Genomic DNA, 17,792 nt, shown 5'->3' on the forward strand with positions numbered 1-17,792 from the left:
GCGGGACGGCCGCGAAGGCGCGCCGGCAACCGGAAAGACCCTTCACCGGCGATCAACGCCGGGAAGGGAAACACATACGGAGGAACCGATGAGGAACGACATCACACGTCGTGATGCCTTGGCGCTGGGCCTGTCCGCTGCGGCAATCGCGGCAACCGGTGCTCCGGCGAATGCCCAATCCGCGATCAAGGCCGCGGACGTCCCCACACCGAAACTGCCGATCGAGAAAGGCGCATCCCTGCGCATGCTGCGACCGGTCCGCTTCGTCCAGGCCGACGAGGATGTGTTCCGCGCCAATGCGGCAAAATTCACCAAGGAAACGGGCGTCGAGGTCAAGGTCGATTTCGTCGGCTGGGAGGACATCAACCAGCAGACCGCGGTGACCTCGAATTCCGGCGCCGGTCCCGACATCATCATCGGCTTCTCCGATGCGCCGCACATCTATGTCGACAAGCTGGTCGAGCTGACCGACGTCGCCGATTATCTCGGCAAACGGTACGGCGGCTGGCTGCCGCTGGCGCAGCGCTACGGCAAGAAGAACAAGAGCCCCATTTGGATCGGGCTGCCGTTCGGAGCCACTGCGGGTCCCCTGATCTACCGCAAGTCGATCCTGAAATCGGTCGGCTTCGACAAGGTGCCGGAAGACCATGCCGGAATCCTCGACCTGTGCCAGAAGCTCCAGAAGGCCGGCAAGCCGGCGGGCTTCGCCCTCGGCAATGCCAAGGGGGACGGCAACGGGTTCGCAAGCTGGGCGCTATGGTCGCACAACGCAGCCCTGCTCGACGAAGAGGGCAACGTCATCATCAACAGCAAAGAGACCATCGCCGCGCTGAACTGGGTCAAGCAGCTCTACCCGACCTTCATCGCCGGCACGACGTCCTGGAATGACGTCAGCAACAACCGCGCCTACGCGGCGCAGGAGATCGCGCTGACCGCGAACGGCGTCTCGCTGTATTTCTCGCTGAAGAACGATCCGGCGACCAAGGCGATCGCCGACGACAGCGAGCATCAGTTGCTGCCGAAGGGCTTGGCCAAGGTCTCGCCGATGGCGGGCCTGACGCTGAACGCCATGGTGTTCAAGCACAGCCAGTACCCCAACGCCGCAAAGGCCTTCCTGCAATACATGCTGGAAAAGGACCAATACGAGCCTTGGCTCAACGCCAATTCCGGCTACTGGTCCCAGCCGCTGGCCGCCTATGCCGAGGCCGCCGTGTGGTCGCAGGACCCCAAGGTGAAGCTGTTCAAGGACACGATGAACAGCACCTATTACGACGGCTATGCGGGTCCGATCTCGACCGCGACCGGTGCCGTCAGCGCCGACTACGTGCTGATCCAGATGTTCGCATCCGTCGCGACCGGCGCTGCCACACCAGAAGCCGCGGCCGCAGAAGCCGAGCAGCGCTGCAAGCGGTACTTCCGGCGGCAGAAGTAACGCTGGACAGAAGCGCGTCATTGCGAGCGAAGCGAAGCAATCCAGCCTGTCTCCGCCGTTACGGCCTGGATTGCTTCGTCGCTTCGCTCCTCGCAATGACGGGCATGGAGACTTTCACAGACAGGACAACGACCCGATGTCCGTGACCACACTTCCCACTCTCGCCCTCGCAAGACGGCAGCCCTCCTGGCTGGTGCGCCTGTTCGACTACAAGCCGTTCCTGATCGTGATGTGCCTCGCACCCGCGATCGGGCTGCTTACGGTGTTCCTGACCTATCCGCTGGGTCTTGGCATCTGGCTCGCCTTCACCGATACGACGATCGGCAGAAAAGGCGTCTTCGTCGGTTTCGAGAATTTCCAGTATCTGCTCACCGATTCCCTGTGGTGGAACGCGGTGTTCTACAGCGTGGTCTACACGGGGATCGCGACCTTCGGAAAGTTCGCGCTCGGCTTCTGGCTGGCACTGCTGCTCAACAACCATTTTCCGTTCAAGAGCCTGTTGCGTGCGATCATCCTGATGCCATGGATCGTGCCGACGGTGCTCTCGGCACTGGCGTTCTGGTGGATCTACGATCCGCAATTCTCGATCATCTCCTACCTTCTGGTCGACGTGCTGCACTGGCGCACCACCAATATCGACTTCCTCGGCTCGCCCTGGCCGGCGCGCTTCTCGCTGATCGCCGCCAACATCTGGCGCGGCATTCCCTTCGTCGCGATCTCGCTGCTGGCGGGCCTGCAGACCATCTCTCCCTCGCTCTACGAGGCGGCGATGCTGGATGGCGCCAGCGCCTGGCAGCGCTTCCGCTACATCACCTTCCCGATGATGATGCCGATCCTCGCCATCGTCATGACCTTCTCGATCATCTTCACTTTCACCGACTTCCAGCTGGTCTACGCCATCACCCGTGGCGGCCCCGGCAACTCGACCCATTTGCTGGCAACGCTGGCCTTCCAGCGCGGCATTGCCGGTGGCGAGCTCGGCGAGGGCGCGGCGATCGCGGTGTCGATGATCCCGTTCCTCGTGTTCGCAACGCTGTTCTCTTATTTCGGCCTGGCGCGCCGCAAATGGCAGCAGGGAGAGAGCAATGACTGATACCACCGCCCAGCCGGCCGCCGTCGCCACCACACCGCCGGACACCATGGCCTGGGATTCCGGGCTGCGGCGGCTGATGATGATCTACCTGCCGCTCGGGTGCTTCGTGCTGATCCTCCTGTTTCCGTTCTACTGGATGGCGATCACGTCGTTCAAGCCGAACGCAGAGCTGATGAACTACAAGGAGCACAACCCGTTCTGGATCTCCTCGCCGACGTTGGCGCACATCAAGCACCTCTTGTTCAATACCGCCTATCCGCGCTGGCTATGGACGACGATGCTGGTTGCGGTCGGCGCGACCACGCTGTCGCTGATCGCGAGCACGCTGGCCGCCTACGCGATCGAGCGCCTGCGCTTCCGCGGCAGTCCCTATGTCGGCCTCGGCATCTATCTTGCCTATCTCGTGCCGCCGTCGATCCTGTTCATTCCGCTCGCAACCGTGGTCGTCCAGTTCGGCTTGTTCGATTCACCGCTGGCACTGATCCTGGTCTACCCGACCTTCCTGGTGCCGTTCTGCACCTGGCTCCTGATCGGCTATTTCAAGTCGATCCCCTACGAGCTAGAGGAATGCGCGCTGGTGGACGGCGCCACTAGGCTCCAGATCCTACGCCGGATCACGCTGCCACTGGCGGTGCCCGGCCTGATCTCGGCCGGCATCTTCTCCTTCACGCTGTCCTGGAACGAGTTCATCTACGCGCTCGCCTTCATCCAGAGCGGCGCCAACAAGACGGTGCCGGTCGCGATCCTGACCGAGCTCGTCACCGGCGACGTCTACCAATGGGGGGCGCTGATGGCGGGATCTCTGCTCGGCTCGCTGCCGGTTGCGATCTTCTACTCGCTGTTCGTGGATTACTACGTGTCGTCGCTGACGGGCGCGGTAAAGGAGTAATTCGTGGCTGCGCGCAAGCGCAGCCGATCGTGCTATCGTGATAGACCGCATGCTGCCTTGGTCCCACGCTCCATCCTGACAGCGGGGTCGATCATTGGCGCCGTCGATTGTCGCTCGAGAAAGCGAAAATTGCATGCGTTCGCCAAAGCTCCCATCATTATCTCGACGCGGTTTCTGCCTGTGTTGCGTCGGCGCCGCGACCGCCGCCGCTTCGGGATGGCTTAGCCCTAGGGAAGCCTACGCAGAGGCGCGAGGCATCGTCAGCCTGATCAAGGACAGCGCTGCAGTATCGCCGATTGTCACGCACAAGCTCCGAAACAACATCACCGTGCTGGAAGGCTCCGGCGGCAACATTGCCGTGCTGACCGGGCCCGACGGCAAAGTGCTGATCGATGCGGGGATCCGCGTCTCACGTCCGCAACTCACCAAAGCGCTGGCTGATCTCGGCGCCGATCCCGTCACCCATCTCGTCAACACCCACTGGCATTTCGATCATGCCGATGGCAACGAATGGCTGCATGCAGCCGGCGCGAAGATCATTGCGCAGGAAAACACCCGCAAACACCTTGCCGAAGTGCAGCGGGTCGAGGACTGGGACTACAATTTCCTTCCGCTCGGCGCGGGCGGTATCCCCAGTGAAGTCTTTGCCGACAGCCGCGAGCTTAAGCTCAACGGAACCTCGATCGGCCTGAAGTATTACGGGCCCGCGCACACCGACAGCGACATCTCCGTCACTTTCGCAGAAGCCAACATCGTTCACGTCGCCGACATGTTCTGGAACGGCATCTATCCGTTCATCGACTATTCGACCGGGGGCAGCATCGACGGGATGATCGCTGCATGCGACGCCAATCTCGCGGCGATGGACAAGGACACGATCGTCATCGCCGGGCATGGCAAGCCGGTCGGAAACAAAGTCGAATTCCAGGCCTTTCGCGACATGCTCGTCGGGATCCGCGACAACGTCGCCCGCCTCAAGAAGCAGGGACGAACGCGCGATGAAACCGTTGCGGCGAAGCCGACAGCGGCGTTCGACGCGATATGGGGGCAATTCGTGATCGATCCCGGCTTCTTCACCAGACTGGTCTACCAGGGCGTTTGAAAAACCCTCGCGGCCGTCGGCGAACTCATCGTTTTGAAAGGAAATTAATATGAAAACCGCAGAGACCACACGCAAGCCATCGCTCCTCGATCGTCGGCGTCTCGTTCTTGGGTTGTCCGGAGCGGCTGTCGCAGTTGCTTCGACGGCAGCGTCCGCGAAGCCGGAGCGCGACGAACACACCGCCGGTGCCTATCCGGTCACCTATCATCGAACCAAGACCGTCGACGGGATCAAGATCTTCTATCGCGAGGCGGGTCCGAAGGACGCGCCGGTTGTGCTGTTGCTGCACGGCTTCCCGACCTCCTCGCACATGTTCCGCAACCTGATCCCGGCACTGGCCGACAAGTACCACGTGATCGCTCCCGACTATCCCGGATATGGCCAGAGCGAGATGCCACCGCGCGCGACATTCAAGTACACGTTCGACCGTTTCGGCGAGCTTGTCGGCGGCCTGCTCGACCAGCTCGGCGTCACCCGCTACGCGATGTACGTCATGGACTACGGCGCTCCCGTCGGCTGGCGCCTGGCGCTCAAAAATCCAGAGCGCATCAGCGGCCTGATCGTGCAGAACGGCAACGCCTATGACGAAGGGCTGAAGGAGTTCTGGAATCCGATCAAGCAATACTGGGCCGACGGATCCGATGCCAGTCGGCAGGCATTGATGAAGCTGGTAACGCTGGAAACGACGAAATTCCAGTACACCGACGGCATGTCCGACGTCAGCCGGATTTCACCCGACAACTGGGTGCAGGATCAGGCGCTGCTCGACCGTCCTGGCAACAGCGAAATCCAGATGGACCTGTTCTACGACTATCGGACCAATTTGCCGCTGTATCCCGCGGTGCAGGCCTACTTCCGCAAGCACAAGCCGCCGACCCTGATCGTCTGGGGCAAGAACGATTTCATCTTCCCGGCCGATGGCGCCCATCCCTACAAACGCGACCTGCCCCAGGTAGAATTTCACCTCATCAACACCGGCCATTTCGCGCTCGAGGACAAGTTCGACGAAATGGTCCCGTTAATTCGCAACTTCCTCTCCCGCAAGATCGCCTGATCATCCCGGAAGGAAACGGACATGTATGCCGCTCTCGACTGCGTGGCCGTTCTGGCAGCCTCCACCTTGTTCGCAGCAGCCGTCGCCGCCCAAACCGCCAGAGACGTGCGCGGCCCATCGCCGCTGGTCGCGATCGAAAACGAGGTGCCTGCGCGGCTGATTGTCGATCCGCCGCTCGCCGAACAGTTGGCGCAGGGTCTCGTCTTCATCCAGTACACCACGGAGAATCTCCGCGTCGTGCCGGTGTTTGGCAAAGGCGCGCTCGACGTATCGCCGCGCATCGGCCACGTCCATATCACGGTCGACGATGCGCCGTGGCATTTTGTCGATGCCAGCGGCGAGACCGTGATCGTGGTCGGACTGAAGCCCGGCTCCCACAAGGTCCTGCTGGAGCTGGCCGATCCCACGCATCACGTGATCGACAGCAAGACCGTCAGTTTCGAGATTCCAACACCCCTAAAAAAATAACCGTCGGCCGCAGCCGTCGGCCCGGTTTCACAAAACTGCAATGCGCGGCCCGCATAAGACGTCCTCCGTTAACAGGAGACGCTCATGCGCGCGACTTTTCTTGGCACCGTCGCAACGATCATTCTTACCGCGAGCTCCGCGCTCGCGCAGAGCGAAGGCGAATTCCCTGCCAAGCTCGCCGGCCACGTGGTAATGCCAGCCGCCACGTTCATCGATGCGCCGGCTGATGCCCCGGCCGATCTCAAGACATCCGGCAAATACACCACCGGGAAGCGGGTCGACGCGCTCGGCACGGTGATGGGCAAGTCCTATGAGCGGGCGACCGGCGTGTCGCTGCCGTTCCAGGGCCAGCCGCTGCAGGGCCATTCCGGTATCAAGTCGATCGGGGACGGCACTTTCTGGGTCATCACCGACAACGGCATGGGCGCGCGCGCCAATTCGCCGGATTCGATGCTGTACCTCAACCGCTACAGGATGGATTGGGCCGGCGGCAAGATCGAGCGGCTGGAGACCGTGTTCCTGCACGATCCCGACAGACGCGTGCCGTTCCGCATCGTGCATGAAGACACCGAGAAGCGTTACCTCACCGGCTCCGACTTCGACACCGAAGGTTTTCAGATCATCGGCGACACCTTCTGGATCGGCGACGAGTTCGGCCCCTACATCCTGAAGGCCGACAAGACCGGCAAGATTCTCGGGCTGTTCGAGACGGTCGCCGACGGCAAGCCGGTGCGCTCGCCGGATCATTGGGCGGTGGCGACCCCGGGCGCGCCGGGTGCGACCTACAGCAACGTCAACCTCCGACGCTCCAAGGGTTATGAGGGCTTCGCTTCCTCGAAAGACGGCAAGTTTCTCTACGGCCTGCTCGAGGGGCCGCTCTGGGATGCCGAGAAGAAGGACTGGGAGAAGGTCGACGGCAAGGAAGCCTCGCGCATCCTCGAATTCGACGTCGCCGCGGAAAAGTTCACCGGCCGCTACTGGCAATATGTGTTCGAGCAGAACGGCAACGCCATCGGCGACTTCAACATGATCGACCCGACGAGCGGCCTGATCATCGAGCGCGACAACGGCGAAGGCACGCCCGACAAGGCCTGCCCGCAAGGCAGCCGCGGCGAGAACTGCTTCCCAGACGTGGCGAAGTTCAAGCGCGTCTACAAGATCGAGCTCACCGAGGCCAATGTCGGCAAGCCCGTGCGCAAGATCGGCTACATCGACCTCCTGAAGATCAGGGATCCCGACAAGAAGGCGAAGAAGCCGCTCAATGACGGCGTCTACACCTTCCCGTTCTTCACCATCGAGAACGTCGATCGTGTCGACGAAACCCACATCATCGTCGGCAACGACAACAATCTGCCGTTCTCGTCCAGCCGCGATCCCAACAAGGCCGACGACGACGAGTTCATGCTGCTCGACGTCGCGGACTTCCTGAAGGCGAAGTGAGCTATGCTCTTTCAACACGGTCATCGCCCGGCTCGACCGGGCGATCCAGTAATCCGCGGCGCCAGCGATTAGATCGTGACGCCGCGGCGTACCGGATGCCCCGCCCCCGTGCGCAACTGCGCACTAGGCGGGGCATGACAGGGAGTGAGCGAGCGCGAGCTAAGACAGCATCGCACTTCGGCGCCGCCCATCAGCCCGCCGGCACGATCACCATGCTCTGGTCCTTCGGCCAGCGAATGCGCCAGGCGAAATTGATGTCCTTGACCTCGCCGGGCTTGGCGTCGAACGACCACTCCAGCACACCGCGCCGGTCGCGAATGTTGCTTGCGGTCGGCGGCGTGGTCGCAGGCAACATCTCGACGAGGATGTCCTCGTTCTCGCTGACCGGCAACTGATCCTCGATCGCGACTTTGATCGGGAAGTCGTGGCCGTTGCGGATCGTCGTCTTGAACGATCGCTCGTCGGTTTTCGACGTCGTGACCAGGAGGCCTGCCGACCCTTCGTTGCGCTTGAGCACCGCGCGCTCGATCCTGACCTTGTCGTCGGCGCCGAAGCCGAGCCGCACGATATCGTCCTTGGCCGAAGCCGAGAGCTTGCCGCGGCCGACGAAAGTCCCGTCGCGATAGATTGCGACCTTGCCCGGCAACAGGCTCGTGTCGTCGGTCTGCTTGAAGCTGGCTTCGAGGAAGGCGGTGGGGTCCATCACCGGTGCCGCGCGCACCATGAGATCGGCGGCCACGGTCATCGAGGCGATGCGCAGGCTCTTGGCGCCCTCGGCGGCGCCGAGGCTGACGCGGCCGGGAATTTTGTAGGTGGCCTGGAAGTCGCCGATTTCGGCGACCGCCTGCTGTTCTTCGGCGCGCTCGCGGATATCGTCGGCCGCCTTGGCCGCCGATATTTCCATCTTTCGCTGCGGCATTGGCGCCGCTGCAGGCATTGCCGAATCCGAAACTGAGCCCAGCGCCCGCGGCCTCGGCACCTGCGGATATTGCGCGACCAGCGAATTCAGCTCCGGCGCGCTGCCGCCGCGGCCGATGCGGACCGTGGAGACGCCGAGCGCGACGTTCGACCAGTCCTCGCCGGTGGATTGCGTGACCTCGGCGCGGCGGACAAGCTCGAGCTGCGGTTTGCGATCCTTCGCGCCGGTGTCGAGCCGGGCGTCGTAGAGCGGCAGCCAGCGCGCATTGCGCACATTGTAGGTGACCCTCAACGTCGCCTTGGTTGCTGCCGGCGCGGCGATATCCATGCGGACTTCGAGCTTGTTCGGCGGCTTGGCCTTGCGCTCGACTTCGAGCTGGGCGATCTGCCGATCGATCTCGCGCATCTTGCGCGTGGCGTCGCGAACGGCGGTATCGGCGCTGGCAATTTCCTCGCCGACGGTGGCAAAGGCCGTGCGCCATTCGGCAATCGGCCGCGCCTCGCCCTTGTCGCCGATGCCGGCAGGAGAGGCTTCCGCAAAATGCTCCGCGAATTTGCGCCGCGCATTGGCCGAGTCGATCGCGCCTTGCAGGTCGGCGCGCTGGTCGTTCAGTGCCTCGATGCGCTTGTCCAGCTCCGGCAAATTGACCGGCGCCGCACGCGGCGTTCGCGCATCGATCGTGCCGATGGTGAGCTTCGCTCCCCCCTCACCCTCCACCCGGATCGAGGAGGTGTCGAGACCAAGCGGGAAGTCCTTGGCAACGAGCGTCGAATCGCCAGACGGCAGGTCCACCGCGATGACGCGGGTTACGGTCGCGCCATCGGGGTAAACGGTGACGGTATCGATGGCCGACGTGGCGCCCAATTCGGCGGCCCATGACGACGACGCGAATGCCGTGGTCACCAGAACCAGGCTCGTCGTCGCCAAACATCTTGCGGTGATGCGCATCAAATCCCTCCTCCAAGTCATCGCCGCCGCCAGCCGGACGCGCGATCCAATGCCTCGCCAACATGGTTGGACGCGGCAGGGAAGGAACTGGTTCGATTAGGGTTTCCGTGGGGCGCCGCCGCGGCGGCAGCAAGGCCCGGAACGTGTCGTCAGCCCGCGACGGAGCCCTTAATCCTGAACGGACGAACCCTGCCCGAAGATGCGGCGGAGCAGATCGGTGACGTTCTTGGCGCCCGCCTTCCTCAGAATGCCGGCGCGATAGCCTTCGACCGTGCGTGCGCTCAGATGCATGCGCCGAGCGATCTCCTTGTTGGTCAGGCCGGCGGCGAGATGCTCGAGCACGTCGCCCTCTCGCGCGATCAGGGGTTCGCAGCCGGGCAGCCAGCGCTGCCGGCTGGAGCCGGGCTGCGCGAACTCGTCGATGGCGGCATCGATCCGGTCGACGATGTCGCGGGTGCGGAACGGCTTCTCGATGAAGTCGGCCGCGCCGCTCCTGATGGCATGAACCGCCATGGCGATGCTGCCGTTTGTCGCGGTCACCAACACCGGCGCCATGCAGTTTTCCTCGCGCAGGCGCTTGAGCACGTCGAGACCGGAGCGATCGGGCGGCATCTCCAGCAGCACGCAGGCCGGCATCCGCGCCTTGGCCTCCGAGAGCAGAGACGCGCCGTCGGCGAAGCAGATCACGTTGTATGCGCTCTGTTGGAGAGCGGTGGACAATTGTTCGCGGGAGGCGGCATCGGTGTCGATGACGAATACCTCACCCTTGGAAAGCATGTTCCCCGGCATAATTCCGATCCAGCAATGTCTTTGGTCAAATGGTCCGAGACAGCAGCGGGGCCTCGTCGCGCCGCGCCGTCATATGCACGGCATTCACGCCCGTGCTTCGGTTTCACTTATGTATGTTCCACCCGGTTCCCGGATTTGACGGATCGGGACGTAAACTTTACATTTCGGGACATCTGCGGGGATGGCTGACAGGAACGGGTCGCATGACCGACCTCATTCGTAGCGCAGGCTTGAGCTATTACCCGGAGGTCGCCCGGTCGGTCGGGCTCGACCCCAAACAAATGATGCGCAAGGTCAGGCTGCCGCTGGCCTGCCTCGACAAGCCCGATACGCCCATTGCCGTCACCGGCCTGCGCCGCCTGCTCGAATTGTCGGCAGAGGCGTCCGGAGCCGAAGATTTCGGCTTGCGGCTTGCCGAGCGCGGCGGGCTGACCAATTTCGGCGCAGTCGGCCTGATCGTGCGCGAACAGGCGACCGTTGGTGAAGCCATCGAAGCCTTCTCGCGCTTCATCCCGATCCATCACGACGGCATGAAGCTGGATGTCACCCGCGACAAGCAGACCGTCACCGTCACGCTGCACCTGCGCGGCCGACAGCCGACCGCGCCGCGCCAGTCGATCGACATGGCGCTCGGCAGCGTCCACCGCATCATCCAGTCGCTGTTCGGCAGCGATTGGCGGCCGCAGGAAGTTCACCTGCACTACCCACCGCCGCTCGACCGCAAGCGCTACCGCGAGTTCTACGGCTGCCGTGTGACCTTCAATGCGGAGGACGATTCGATCCTGTTGTCGGCACACGACATGGAGCGCCGGATCCCGAGCGCGCATCCGCTGATCGCGAGCTATCTGCGCAAGCGGATCGAGGCGATCGAGACGCGGCCGGCAAGCTGGGAGGAGAAGGTCGACGAGGTCGTCCGTCTCCTGCTCGCCGGCGGCGACTGCACGGTTGAGCGCGTCGCCGAGCACCTCGCCTGCACCCGCCGCACCATCCACCGCCATCTCGCCGAAGCCGGCACCAGCTTCTCGGCCATCCTCGACGCGCAGCGCGCCGATCTCGCGGTCCAGCTGATCGAGGACCCCGGCCGACCGCTGGCCGACATCGCCGTGCAGCTCGGCTTCTCCGCACAGAGCGCCATGGCCCGCTGGTTCCGCGGCCATTTCGGCTGCACCATCACCGCATGGCGCAAAGGCGTCCGGCCATTGGAATCACGGACCGCGGCGACCGCGGCTTGAATTCAGCGTGCCGCGACGGGCACGCCCATGATGGCGAGAGCGCGGCGACGGCTGCCGGCGAGCAGCGGACCGAACGCGATGGCAAAGCCGAGGAACGCAACGATCCAGCCGCACGCGGCAAGGTGCAGCAACGCATCGCTGTGCGCCGGCCAAACCACCGCCGCGACCCGCGCCAGCGCCGCGACGATGATCGCGGCATAGATGGCTTGTGTCGCCGGCGACGCCGTCAGCGCCTGTCCGGTATGGCCGAGACTCGCACGGGTCATCACCGCGAGCGTCATGGTTCCGGCCGCTCCCGCCATCCAGGCGTGGATACCCGCGCTCGGCGGCACCGCGCCGAAGACGGCAAAAGCATGCAGGAGGAAGCCAAGCGGCACGAAGACATAGCCGACATGGAGAATCAGGAGCAACCGCTCGCGGAAGGTGCGATCACCGGCCCAGCGCGCAAGCCGCACCAGGTGCAGCACACCCACCAGCGCCATCACCGCCCCGGTAACCGTACTCAAGGGCGCGACGATCCACGCGATGATCGCAATTGCGCTGCACCCGATCACCACACTGTCAAAACGCCCGAACGGCACCGGCAGGCGGCCGGGGTTGAACTTAACTAGCCAGTTTCGGGTGAAACTCGGGATGATGCGGCCGCCGATCAGCGAGATCATCACAACGACCACGCCGATGCCGACGCGGATGCCGACATCGGCCGCACCCGCGTAATGCGCTTCGAGATGGAAGGCGACATTGCCTGCGAGCAACACGAGCACCAGCACCACCACAGGAAGGTTGCGCCAGTTGCCGCCGGCGATGATCTCGCGCGTTGCAGCAGCGACGACCAGCGTCAGGAAGGCGGCATCGACGGCAAGCGCAAACGCCCAGCCGATATCGGCAGACAGCGTCACCGCGACCCGACCGGCGAGCCAGACCGCCACCAGCGCGGCCAAGGACGTCCCCTGGATCGGCAGCCGCCCGGTCCAGTTCGGGATCGCCGTGAACAGGAATCCCGTGATCACCGCCGGCAGGAAGCCGTAGAGCATCTCATGGACGTGCCAGTCGCGCGGCGCGAAAGCGGAGCTCACCGACAATTCGCCATAGAACATCGGCAGCCATGCCAGGATCGAAAGCCCTGCCTGGATGGCGGCAAGCAGGAAAAAGGGCCGAAAGCTGTTCGCAAACAGCGGCCAGCCCTCAAAGTTGCGGGATCGGACGCCAGCCATGGGTCAACTCCAGTCGATTCAAATCGTCGCTTGGAAAAATACTGCCGTCCGGCCGGGTCGTTTTTGAGCTATCGCAAACACCCTGACGATTGCAGGTGTCATCACACTTCCAGCGCCAAGGAGGCAGAATGGCCAAGGTCGACACATCGCTGGTTGCGCATTTGCCGCTGTTTGGGGGTGTCAAACCGGAGGACCTCGAGGAGATCCTGCGCGAGGCCCGCTCAGTGCGCTATCCCAAGAACAGCGCCATTTTTGAGCAGGGCGCGGACGCGCAATCCTTCTTTCTGCTGCTGCACGGCCATGTTCGTGCGGCCAAGACCACACCGACCGGCGAGCAGATCGTGGTGCGCTATGTCGCGCCGGGCGAAACGTTCGGTCTCGCGATGGCGATCGGCGCCGCGCGCTATCCGGCCACGGCGATCGCGGTCGACGACAGCGTCGCCCTGATCTGGCCGACCTCGGCATGGCCACGACTGGTCGAGCGATTTCCCTCGCTTGCCGCCAACACGCTCCAGACCGTCGGCACGCGGCTCCAGGAGAGCCACACCCGGATCCTGGAAATGTCGACCCAGCAGGTCGAGCAGCGTGTCGCTCATGCGCTGCTGCGCCTCGCCAAACAATCCGGCAAGAAGCTCGACCACGGCATCGAGATCGATTTCCCGATCAGCCGCCAGGACATCGCGCAGATGACCGGCACCACGCTGCACACCGTGAGCCGCATCCTGAGCGGCTGGGAACAGCAGGGACTGGTCGAGAGCGGCCGTCAGCGCATCATCCTACGCGATCCGCATGGGATCGTCGTGCTCGCGGAGCGGAGCCCCGACAGCGGCGCGGCGTGAAGCCAGGGGTGAAGGGTGCTTCCGCTTACGGCGAAAGCGCCCCTCACCCGGGAATCCGCACGCGGCCCGCGCGAATTCCAGACCGGTTCACGCCGGCACGCGGTCGCACAGCGCGGCGAGGAATTTGTCGCGATCGATGCCATGCTCGCGGCAGGCGTCATCGACCGTGTGGAAGGTTGCGATCGGACAGCCAACGCAAGCCATCCTGAAGGCGAGAAACACGCGGATCGTGTGCGGCGCCGTGCGCATGATGTCATCGACCAGATCGTCGGATCCAAAAGGCATGGACAACAACTCCGTTCCGAAACCACGATAGCGGAGCGGGCGCGAGTCTCTTTGTCGAAGCGCAAGCTGGCCCGTCATTCCGGCATGACGGTAAGGTGATCTCACACCGCCCGGCTGTGCAACTGCTTCGCGGGATCCAGATGCGCGTCGAACGCGGCTGCGACGCTGCGCACGAGAAAGCGCGAGTCCTTTGCGACTGCGATGCGGTCGCCGTCCAGTCTCACGACGCCGTCGGAGATCAGCGGCTTCAGACGCGATGCCGATTTCAGCATTGCCCCGGCCTCTGCGCCATGACGCGCGCAGATATCGCCGAGATCGGCGCTGAACTCGCACATGATGCGTTCGATGATGTCGGCGCGCAGCCGGTCGTCTTCGGTGAGCCCATAGCCTTTAGCGGTGGCCAAATGACCCGCGGCGATGCTCTGCGCATATGCGCCGATCTGGACCTCGTTCTGGACATAGCCCTGCGGCAAATGTCCGATCGCGCTCGCGCCGAAGCCGAGCAGGACTTCGCCCTTGTCGGTGGTGTAGCCCTGAAAATTGCGCCGCAGCGTGCGTTGCTCGAAGGCCACAGCCATGGAATCGTCCGGCCGCGCGAAATGATCGAGCCCGATCTGCACATAACCGGCCTCCTTCAACGCATTGGCGATCGCGCAGGCCTGGTCGTGGCGCGCAAGGCCGTCGGGCAGCACGGCCTCGTTGATCATGCGCTGGTGCTTCTTGAAAGCAGGCACATGCGCGTAGCCGAACACCGAGAAGCGGTCGGGCCCAAGCTCGAGCGAACGTCGCACCGTATCCAGGCACGAGGCAACGTTCTGGTGCGGCAGTCCGTAGATCAAATCGAAGTTGATCCCGTTGATGCCGGCGCGCTGGAGCATGTCGACGACGGAAGCCGTCTGTTCAAAACTCTGCACACGGTTGATCGCGCGCTGCACGACAGGGTCGAAGCTCTGCACGCCCAGGCTCGCGCGATTGACCCCGGAGAGCCGCATGGCCTCGACCATGGCGGCCGTCAGCGTGCGGGGATCGATCTCAACCGCAATCTCGGCCGACGGCAGCACGAAGAAGGCTTGGCGCATCGCCGCCATCAACTCGGCAAAAGCCTCCGGCGCCATGATCGTCGGGGTGCCGCCACCGAAATGGATGTGCTCGACCTTGATGCGCCGGCCGATCGTCTCGGACACCTGCGCGATCTCGCTGCGCAGCGTACGCAGATAGGCCGCGATGAGACCGTCTCGACGAACGATCTGGGTATGGCAGCCGCAATACCAGCACATCTCGCGGCAGAACGGCACGTGCAGATAAAGCGACGCGCTGGCCGCCGCCGGGAGCTCCGCCAGCCACCGGGCGTAGGCGCCCTCGCCGATCGCCGGCGAGAAATGCGGCGCGGTCGGGTAGCTCGTGTAGCGCGGCAGTCGTTCTTCGCCGTAGCTCGCCGCAAGATCGGCCCTCATATCTTACCCATTCGTCAATCAATGCTGCGCAGCGGGGCGGCGCATCCCGGATGGCACGAAATTACCCATTTTCCGGTGCGCTACCTTGCGCTCGCTCAAAGTCCGAGCACGGGATCGGCGCCATGGTGACATTTGATTATTGCCCTCTGGAGATAGGTTATGGCGTCGTTCGCGCTCGATCTCGTTCTGTGGCTCACCGGCGTTCGCGGCCATATCCCGCGCTTCGACGATTTTCGTCCCGTTCCCACGACGCCCACCGTTGGCGCCAGCCACCTGGTACGCGTAATGGTCATCACGGCCGCCGTTCTCGCCGCGCTGTCGCTCGCGGTCTGGGGCACGGTCTGGATTGCGATCCAGTTGCTCTAGCCGACAACAATCCATTCGCAACAAACGCAGCTGAACATGCGAACGATTTGCGGCCGAGGCGACTGACGTCGGGCGCCATCGCGTCTTTGGTATCGCCGATGCGATCTTCGACAAACTCCTAAGGATTTTACCGGAGGCGAATACGGCAAAAGCTTGTTGCAGCACAAACACGGTTGCCGCGATCGGCGCACACTGCATTCCGTCATCAAGACCATTTCAGATGAAGGATGCTTCCGATGTTCACCCGCCGAGCCGCATTGATCAGCGCCGCCGCCACCGCCTTGATGCTGGCGACACCCGCCTTGGCTGCCGACGATCTCAAACTGCCGCGCCAGAAGGTCGAGCTGGTCGCTCCGCCGTTCGTGCACGCGCATGAGCAAGCGACCAAGCAGGGCCCCAAGATCGTGGAATTCACGCTCACGATCGAGGAGAAGAAAGTCGTCATCGACGAGAAGGGAACCACCTTCCAGGCGATGACCTTCAACGGCTCGATGCCGGGTCCGATGATGGTCGTGCACGAGGGCGACTACGTCGAAACGACGCTGGTCAATCCCGCATCCAACTCCATGCCGCACAACATCGACTTCCATTCCGCGACCGGTGCGCTCGGCGGCGGTGCGCTCACGCTGGTCAATCCCGGCGAGCAGGTCGTCTTGCGCTGGAAGGCGACCAAGACCGGCGTGTTCGTCTACCATTGCGCACCGGGCGGCCCGATGATCCCCTGGCACGTCGTCTCCGGCATGAACGGCGCCGTGATGGTGCTGCCGCGCGACGGCCTCAACGACGGAAAGGGCCACGCACTGAAATACGACAAGGTCTATTATGTCGGCGAGCAGGACATGTACGTGCCACGCGACGACAAGGGCAATTTCAAATCCTATGAATCGCCGGGCGAAGCCTTCACCGACACCGAAGAGGTGATGAAGAAGCTGATCCCCTCCCATGTGGTGTTCAACGGCAAGGTCGGCGCGCTCACCGGCAAGAATGCGCTGACCGCCAATGTCGGCGAGAACGTGCTGATCGTGCATTCGCAGGCCAACCGCGACAGCCGTCCGCATCTGATCGGCGGCCATGGCGATTATGTCTGGGAGACCGGCAAGTTCTCCAACGCGCCGGAGACGGGGCTCGAGACCTGGTTCATCCGCGGCGGCTCGGCGGGCGCTGCGCTGTACAAGTTCATGCAGCCCGGCATCTACGCCTATGTCACGCACAATCTGATCGAGGCCGCCGACCTCGGCGCCACCGCGCACTTCAAGGTCGAAGGCAAATGGAACGACGATCTGATGACGCAGGTGAAGGCTCCTGCCGATATCCCGCCCCCCAACACCAACTAGACGCGACGAGGGGCCGGTGATGACCGGCCCCTTTTTCTTGGGGAACGACCATGCTGATCGCATTCAAGCTGAAGCTGCTACTCGCCTGCGCCGCCGGGCTCGCGGGGCCGATCGCGGTGGCGCCGCTGGTATCGGACATCGGGACGCACGGCACCGCGACGGAGCCCGCCATCGTCAGGGTCGCGCCAGGCAGCCTGTCCTATCGCGAGGCCGGCGATTTCACGCGCGCCGGACAGCAAGCGGAAGCGCCGCTGCGCGCGATGCGCTTCGAGAGGCCGCTGCACATCATGCGGCATCAGGTCTCGTCATCCGACTATCAGATTTGCGTGCGGGAGGGAGCTTGCCGCGCGCTTGATCGCGGCGTGGCCATCGCCTCCGATCGACCCGCGGTGCAGGTGAGCTGGCACGATGCCGAGGCGTATGCGGGTTGGCTCTCGCGCAAGACCGGTCACAGCTACCGCCTGCCGAGCGACGCGGAATGGGCTTTTGCGGCCGGCTCCAGATTCAGAGATGACGGCCTTCCGGTGGACGCAGCAGATCCATCGAAGCGCTGGATCGGTCGCTACGAGCGTGAATCCGAGCGCGACCTCTTCGACACGACCGCCTATCCGTTCGGCAAGTTCGGTTCGAACGAGCACGGCATCGAAGATCTCGCCGGCAATGTCTGGGAGTGGACCTCGACCTGCTTCGTGCGCTCGCGCACCGACGCGGCCGGCAATACCGGCAAACCGACCGTGAACTGCGGCGTGCGCGTCGCCGAAGGTGCCCACCGCGCCTATGTCACGGATTTCATCCGCGACGCCCGCGCCGGCGGCTGCGCGCAAGGCGTACCGCCTGCCAATCTCGGCTTCCGCCTGGTGCGAGAGGAAACGTCCTGGGTCAGCGTATCGGCGCGGTGGAGCAAGACGTGGGCGGCGAGGTCGTGAGTGATCGT

17 protein-coding genes are annotated in these 17,792 nt (G+C 63.7%); 12 read left to right on the forward strand and 5 right to left on the reverse strand.

Going from position 1 to position 17,792, the window contains the following annotated elements:
• The first annotated feature begins 88 nt into the window (after window positions 1–88).
• The 7 genes from IVA75_RS33635 to IVA75_RS33665 all read left to right on the forward strand — a co-directional run bounded on the left by IVA75_RS33635 (window position 89) and on the right by IVA75_RS33665 (window position 7,478).
• On the forward strand, window positions 89–1,432 hold the full coding sequence (locus tag IVA75_RS33635; protein ID WP_247287647.1) for an extracellular solute-binding protein: 1,344 nt from the start codon (window positions 89–91) through the stop codon (window positions 1,430–1,432).
• A gap of 136 nt (window positions 1,433–1,568) precedes the next feature.
• Window positions 1,569–2,525, forward strand: coding sequence for a sugar ABC transporter permease (locus IVA75_RS33640; protein WP_027570394.1), 957 nt, complete (start codon window positions 1,569–1,571; stop codon window positions 2,523–2,525).
• Window positions 2,518–3,414 (forward strand): carbohydrate ABC transporter permease, encoded by an 897-nt coding sequence (locus tag IVA75_RS33645; RefSeq protein ID WP_027519957.1) that lies wholly within the window; start codon window positions 2,518–2,520, stop codon window positions 3,412–3,414. Before IVA75_RS33640 ends, IVA75_RS33645 begins: the two co-directional genes overlap by 8 nt.
• Window positions 3,415–3,547: 133 nt before the next feature.
• A complete protein-coding gene (locus IVA75_RS33650) occupies window positions 3,548–4,516 on the forward strand; it encodes an MBL fold metallo-hydrolase (protein WP_247287645.1) in 969 nt (322 codons plus the stop codon).
• A gap of 49 nt (window positions 4,517–4,565) precedes the next feature.
• Window positions 4,566–5,570, forward strand: coding sequence for an alpha/beta hydrolase (locus IVA75_RS33655; RefSeq protein ID WP_247287642.1), 1,005 nt, complete (start codon window positions 4,566–4,568; stop codon window positions 5,568–5,570).
• Window positions 5,571–5,591: 21 nt separating this feature from the next.
• Window positions 5,592–6,038, forward strand: coding sequence for a DUF6130 family protein (locus tag IVA75_RS33660; RefSeq protein WP_247287640.1), 447 nt, complete (start codon window positions 5,592–5,594; stop codon window positions 6,036–6,038).
• Between the two features lie 84 nt (window positions 6,039–6,122).
• Window positions 6,123–7,478 (forward strand): esterase-like activity of phytase family protein, encoded by a 1,356-nt coding sequence (locus tag IVA75_RS33665; RefSeq protein WP_247287638.1) that lies wholly within the window; start codon window positions 6,123–6,125, stop codon window positions 7,476–7,478.
• A 190-nt stretch (window positions 7,479–7,668) separates the two neighbouring features.
• Here IVA75_RS33665 and IVA75_RS33670 read toward each other — a convergent pair whose 3' ends face one another.
• On the reverse strand, window positions 7,669–9,345 hold the full coding sequence (locus tag IVA75_RS33670; protein WP_247287636.1) for a mucoidy inhibitor MuiA family protein: 1,677 nt from the start codon (window positions 9,343–9,345) through the stop codon (window positions 7,669–7,671).
• 168 nt (window positions 9,346–9,513) lie between these two features.
• Complete coding sequence (locus IVA75_RS33675) at window positions 9,514–10,134, reverse strand: response regulator (RefSeq protein ID WP_247287634.1); 621 nt, start codon at window positions 10,132–10,134, stop codon at window positions 9,514–9,516.
• Window positions 10,135–10,337: 203 nt separating this feature from the next.
• Between IVA75_RS33675 and IVA75_RS33680 the strand changes: the two genes are divergently transcribed.
• Window positions 10,338–11,366 (forward strand): AraC family transcriptional regulator, encoded by a 1,029-nt coding sequence (locus IVA75_RS33680; RefSeq protein WP_247287631.1) that lies wholly within the window; start codon window positions 10,338–10,340, stop codon window positions 11,364–11,366.
• Between the two features lie 2 nt (window positions 11,367–11,368).
• Here IVA75_RS33680 and IVA75_RS33685 read toward each other — a convergent pair whose 3' ends face one another.
• Window positions 11,369–12,580, reverse strand: a complete 1,212-nt coding sequence (locus tag IVA75_RS33685) for an NnrS family protein (protein WP_247287629.1) — start codon at window positions 12,578–12,580, stop codon at window positions 11,369–11,371.
• Window positions 12,581–12,708: 128 nt separating this feature from the next.
• On the opposite strand from IVA75_RS33685, the gene IVA75_RS33690 reads away from it, so the two are divergent.
• Window positions 12,709–13,419 (forward strand): Crp/Fnr family transcriptional regulator, encoded by a 711-nt coding sequence (locus IVA75_RS33690; protein WP_027570385.1) that lies wholly within the window; start codon window positions 12,709–12,711, stop codon window positions 13,417–13,419.
• 87 nt (window positions 13,420–13,506) lie between these two features.
• On the opposite strand, the gene IVA75_RS33695 is transcribed toward IVA75_RS33690, so the two are convergent.
• Window positions 13,507–13,704: a DUF1858 domain-containing protein gene (locus tag IVA75_RS33695; RefSeq protein ID WP_007596228.1), complete on the reverse strand. Its 198-nt coding sequence runs from the start codon at window positions 13,702–13,704 to the stop codon at window positions 13,507–13,509.
• A 101-nt stretch (window positions 13,705–13,805) separates the two neighbouring features.
• The gene (hemN, locus tag IVA75_RS33700; RefSeq protein WP_247287628.1) at window positions 13,806–15,158 is read right to left on the reverse strand and encodes an oxygen-independent coproporphyrinogen III oxidase; all 1,353 of its coding nucleotides are present in this window, start codon (window positions 15,156–15,158) and stop codon (window positions 13,806–13,808) included.
• A gap of 159 nt (window positions 15,159–15,317) precedes the next feature.
• On the opposite strand from hemN, the gene IVA75_RS33705 reads away from it, so the two are divergent.
• The 3 genes from IVA75_RS33705 to IVA75_RS33715 all read left to right on the forward strand — a co-directional run bounded on the left by IVA75_RS33705 (window position 15,318) and on the right by IVA75_RS33715 (window position 17,784).
• Complete coding sequence (locus IVA75_RS33705; RefSeq protein WP_027519965.1) at window positions 15,318–15,524, forward strand: hypothetical protein; 207 nt, start codon at window positions 15,318–15,320, stop codon at window positions 15,522–15,524.
• Window positions 15,525–15,760: 236 nt separating this feature from the next.
• Window positions 15,761–16,858, forward strand: coding sequence for a copper-containing nitrite reductase (nirK, locus tag IVA75_RS33710; protein ID WP_027570382.1), 1,098 nt, complete (start codon window positions 15,761–15,763; stop codon window positions 16,856–16,858).
• A gap of 50 nt (window positions 16,859–16,908) precedes the next feature.
• Window positions 16,909–17,784: an SUMF1/EgtB/PvdO family nonheme iron enzyme gene (locus IVA75_RS33715; protein WP_247287626.1), complete on the forward strand. Its 876-nt coding sequence runs from the start codon at window positions 16,909–16,911 to the stop codon at window positions 17,782–17,784.
• The last annotated feature ends 8 nt before the right edge of the window (window positions 17,785–17,792 follow it).

Origin of the sequence: Bradyrhizobium sp. 134, from assembly GCF_023074155.1 — a bacterium.
Classification (GTDB): Bacteria; Pseudomonadota; Alphaproteobacteria; order Rhizobiales; family Xanthobacteraceae; genus Bradyrhizobium.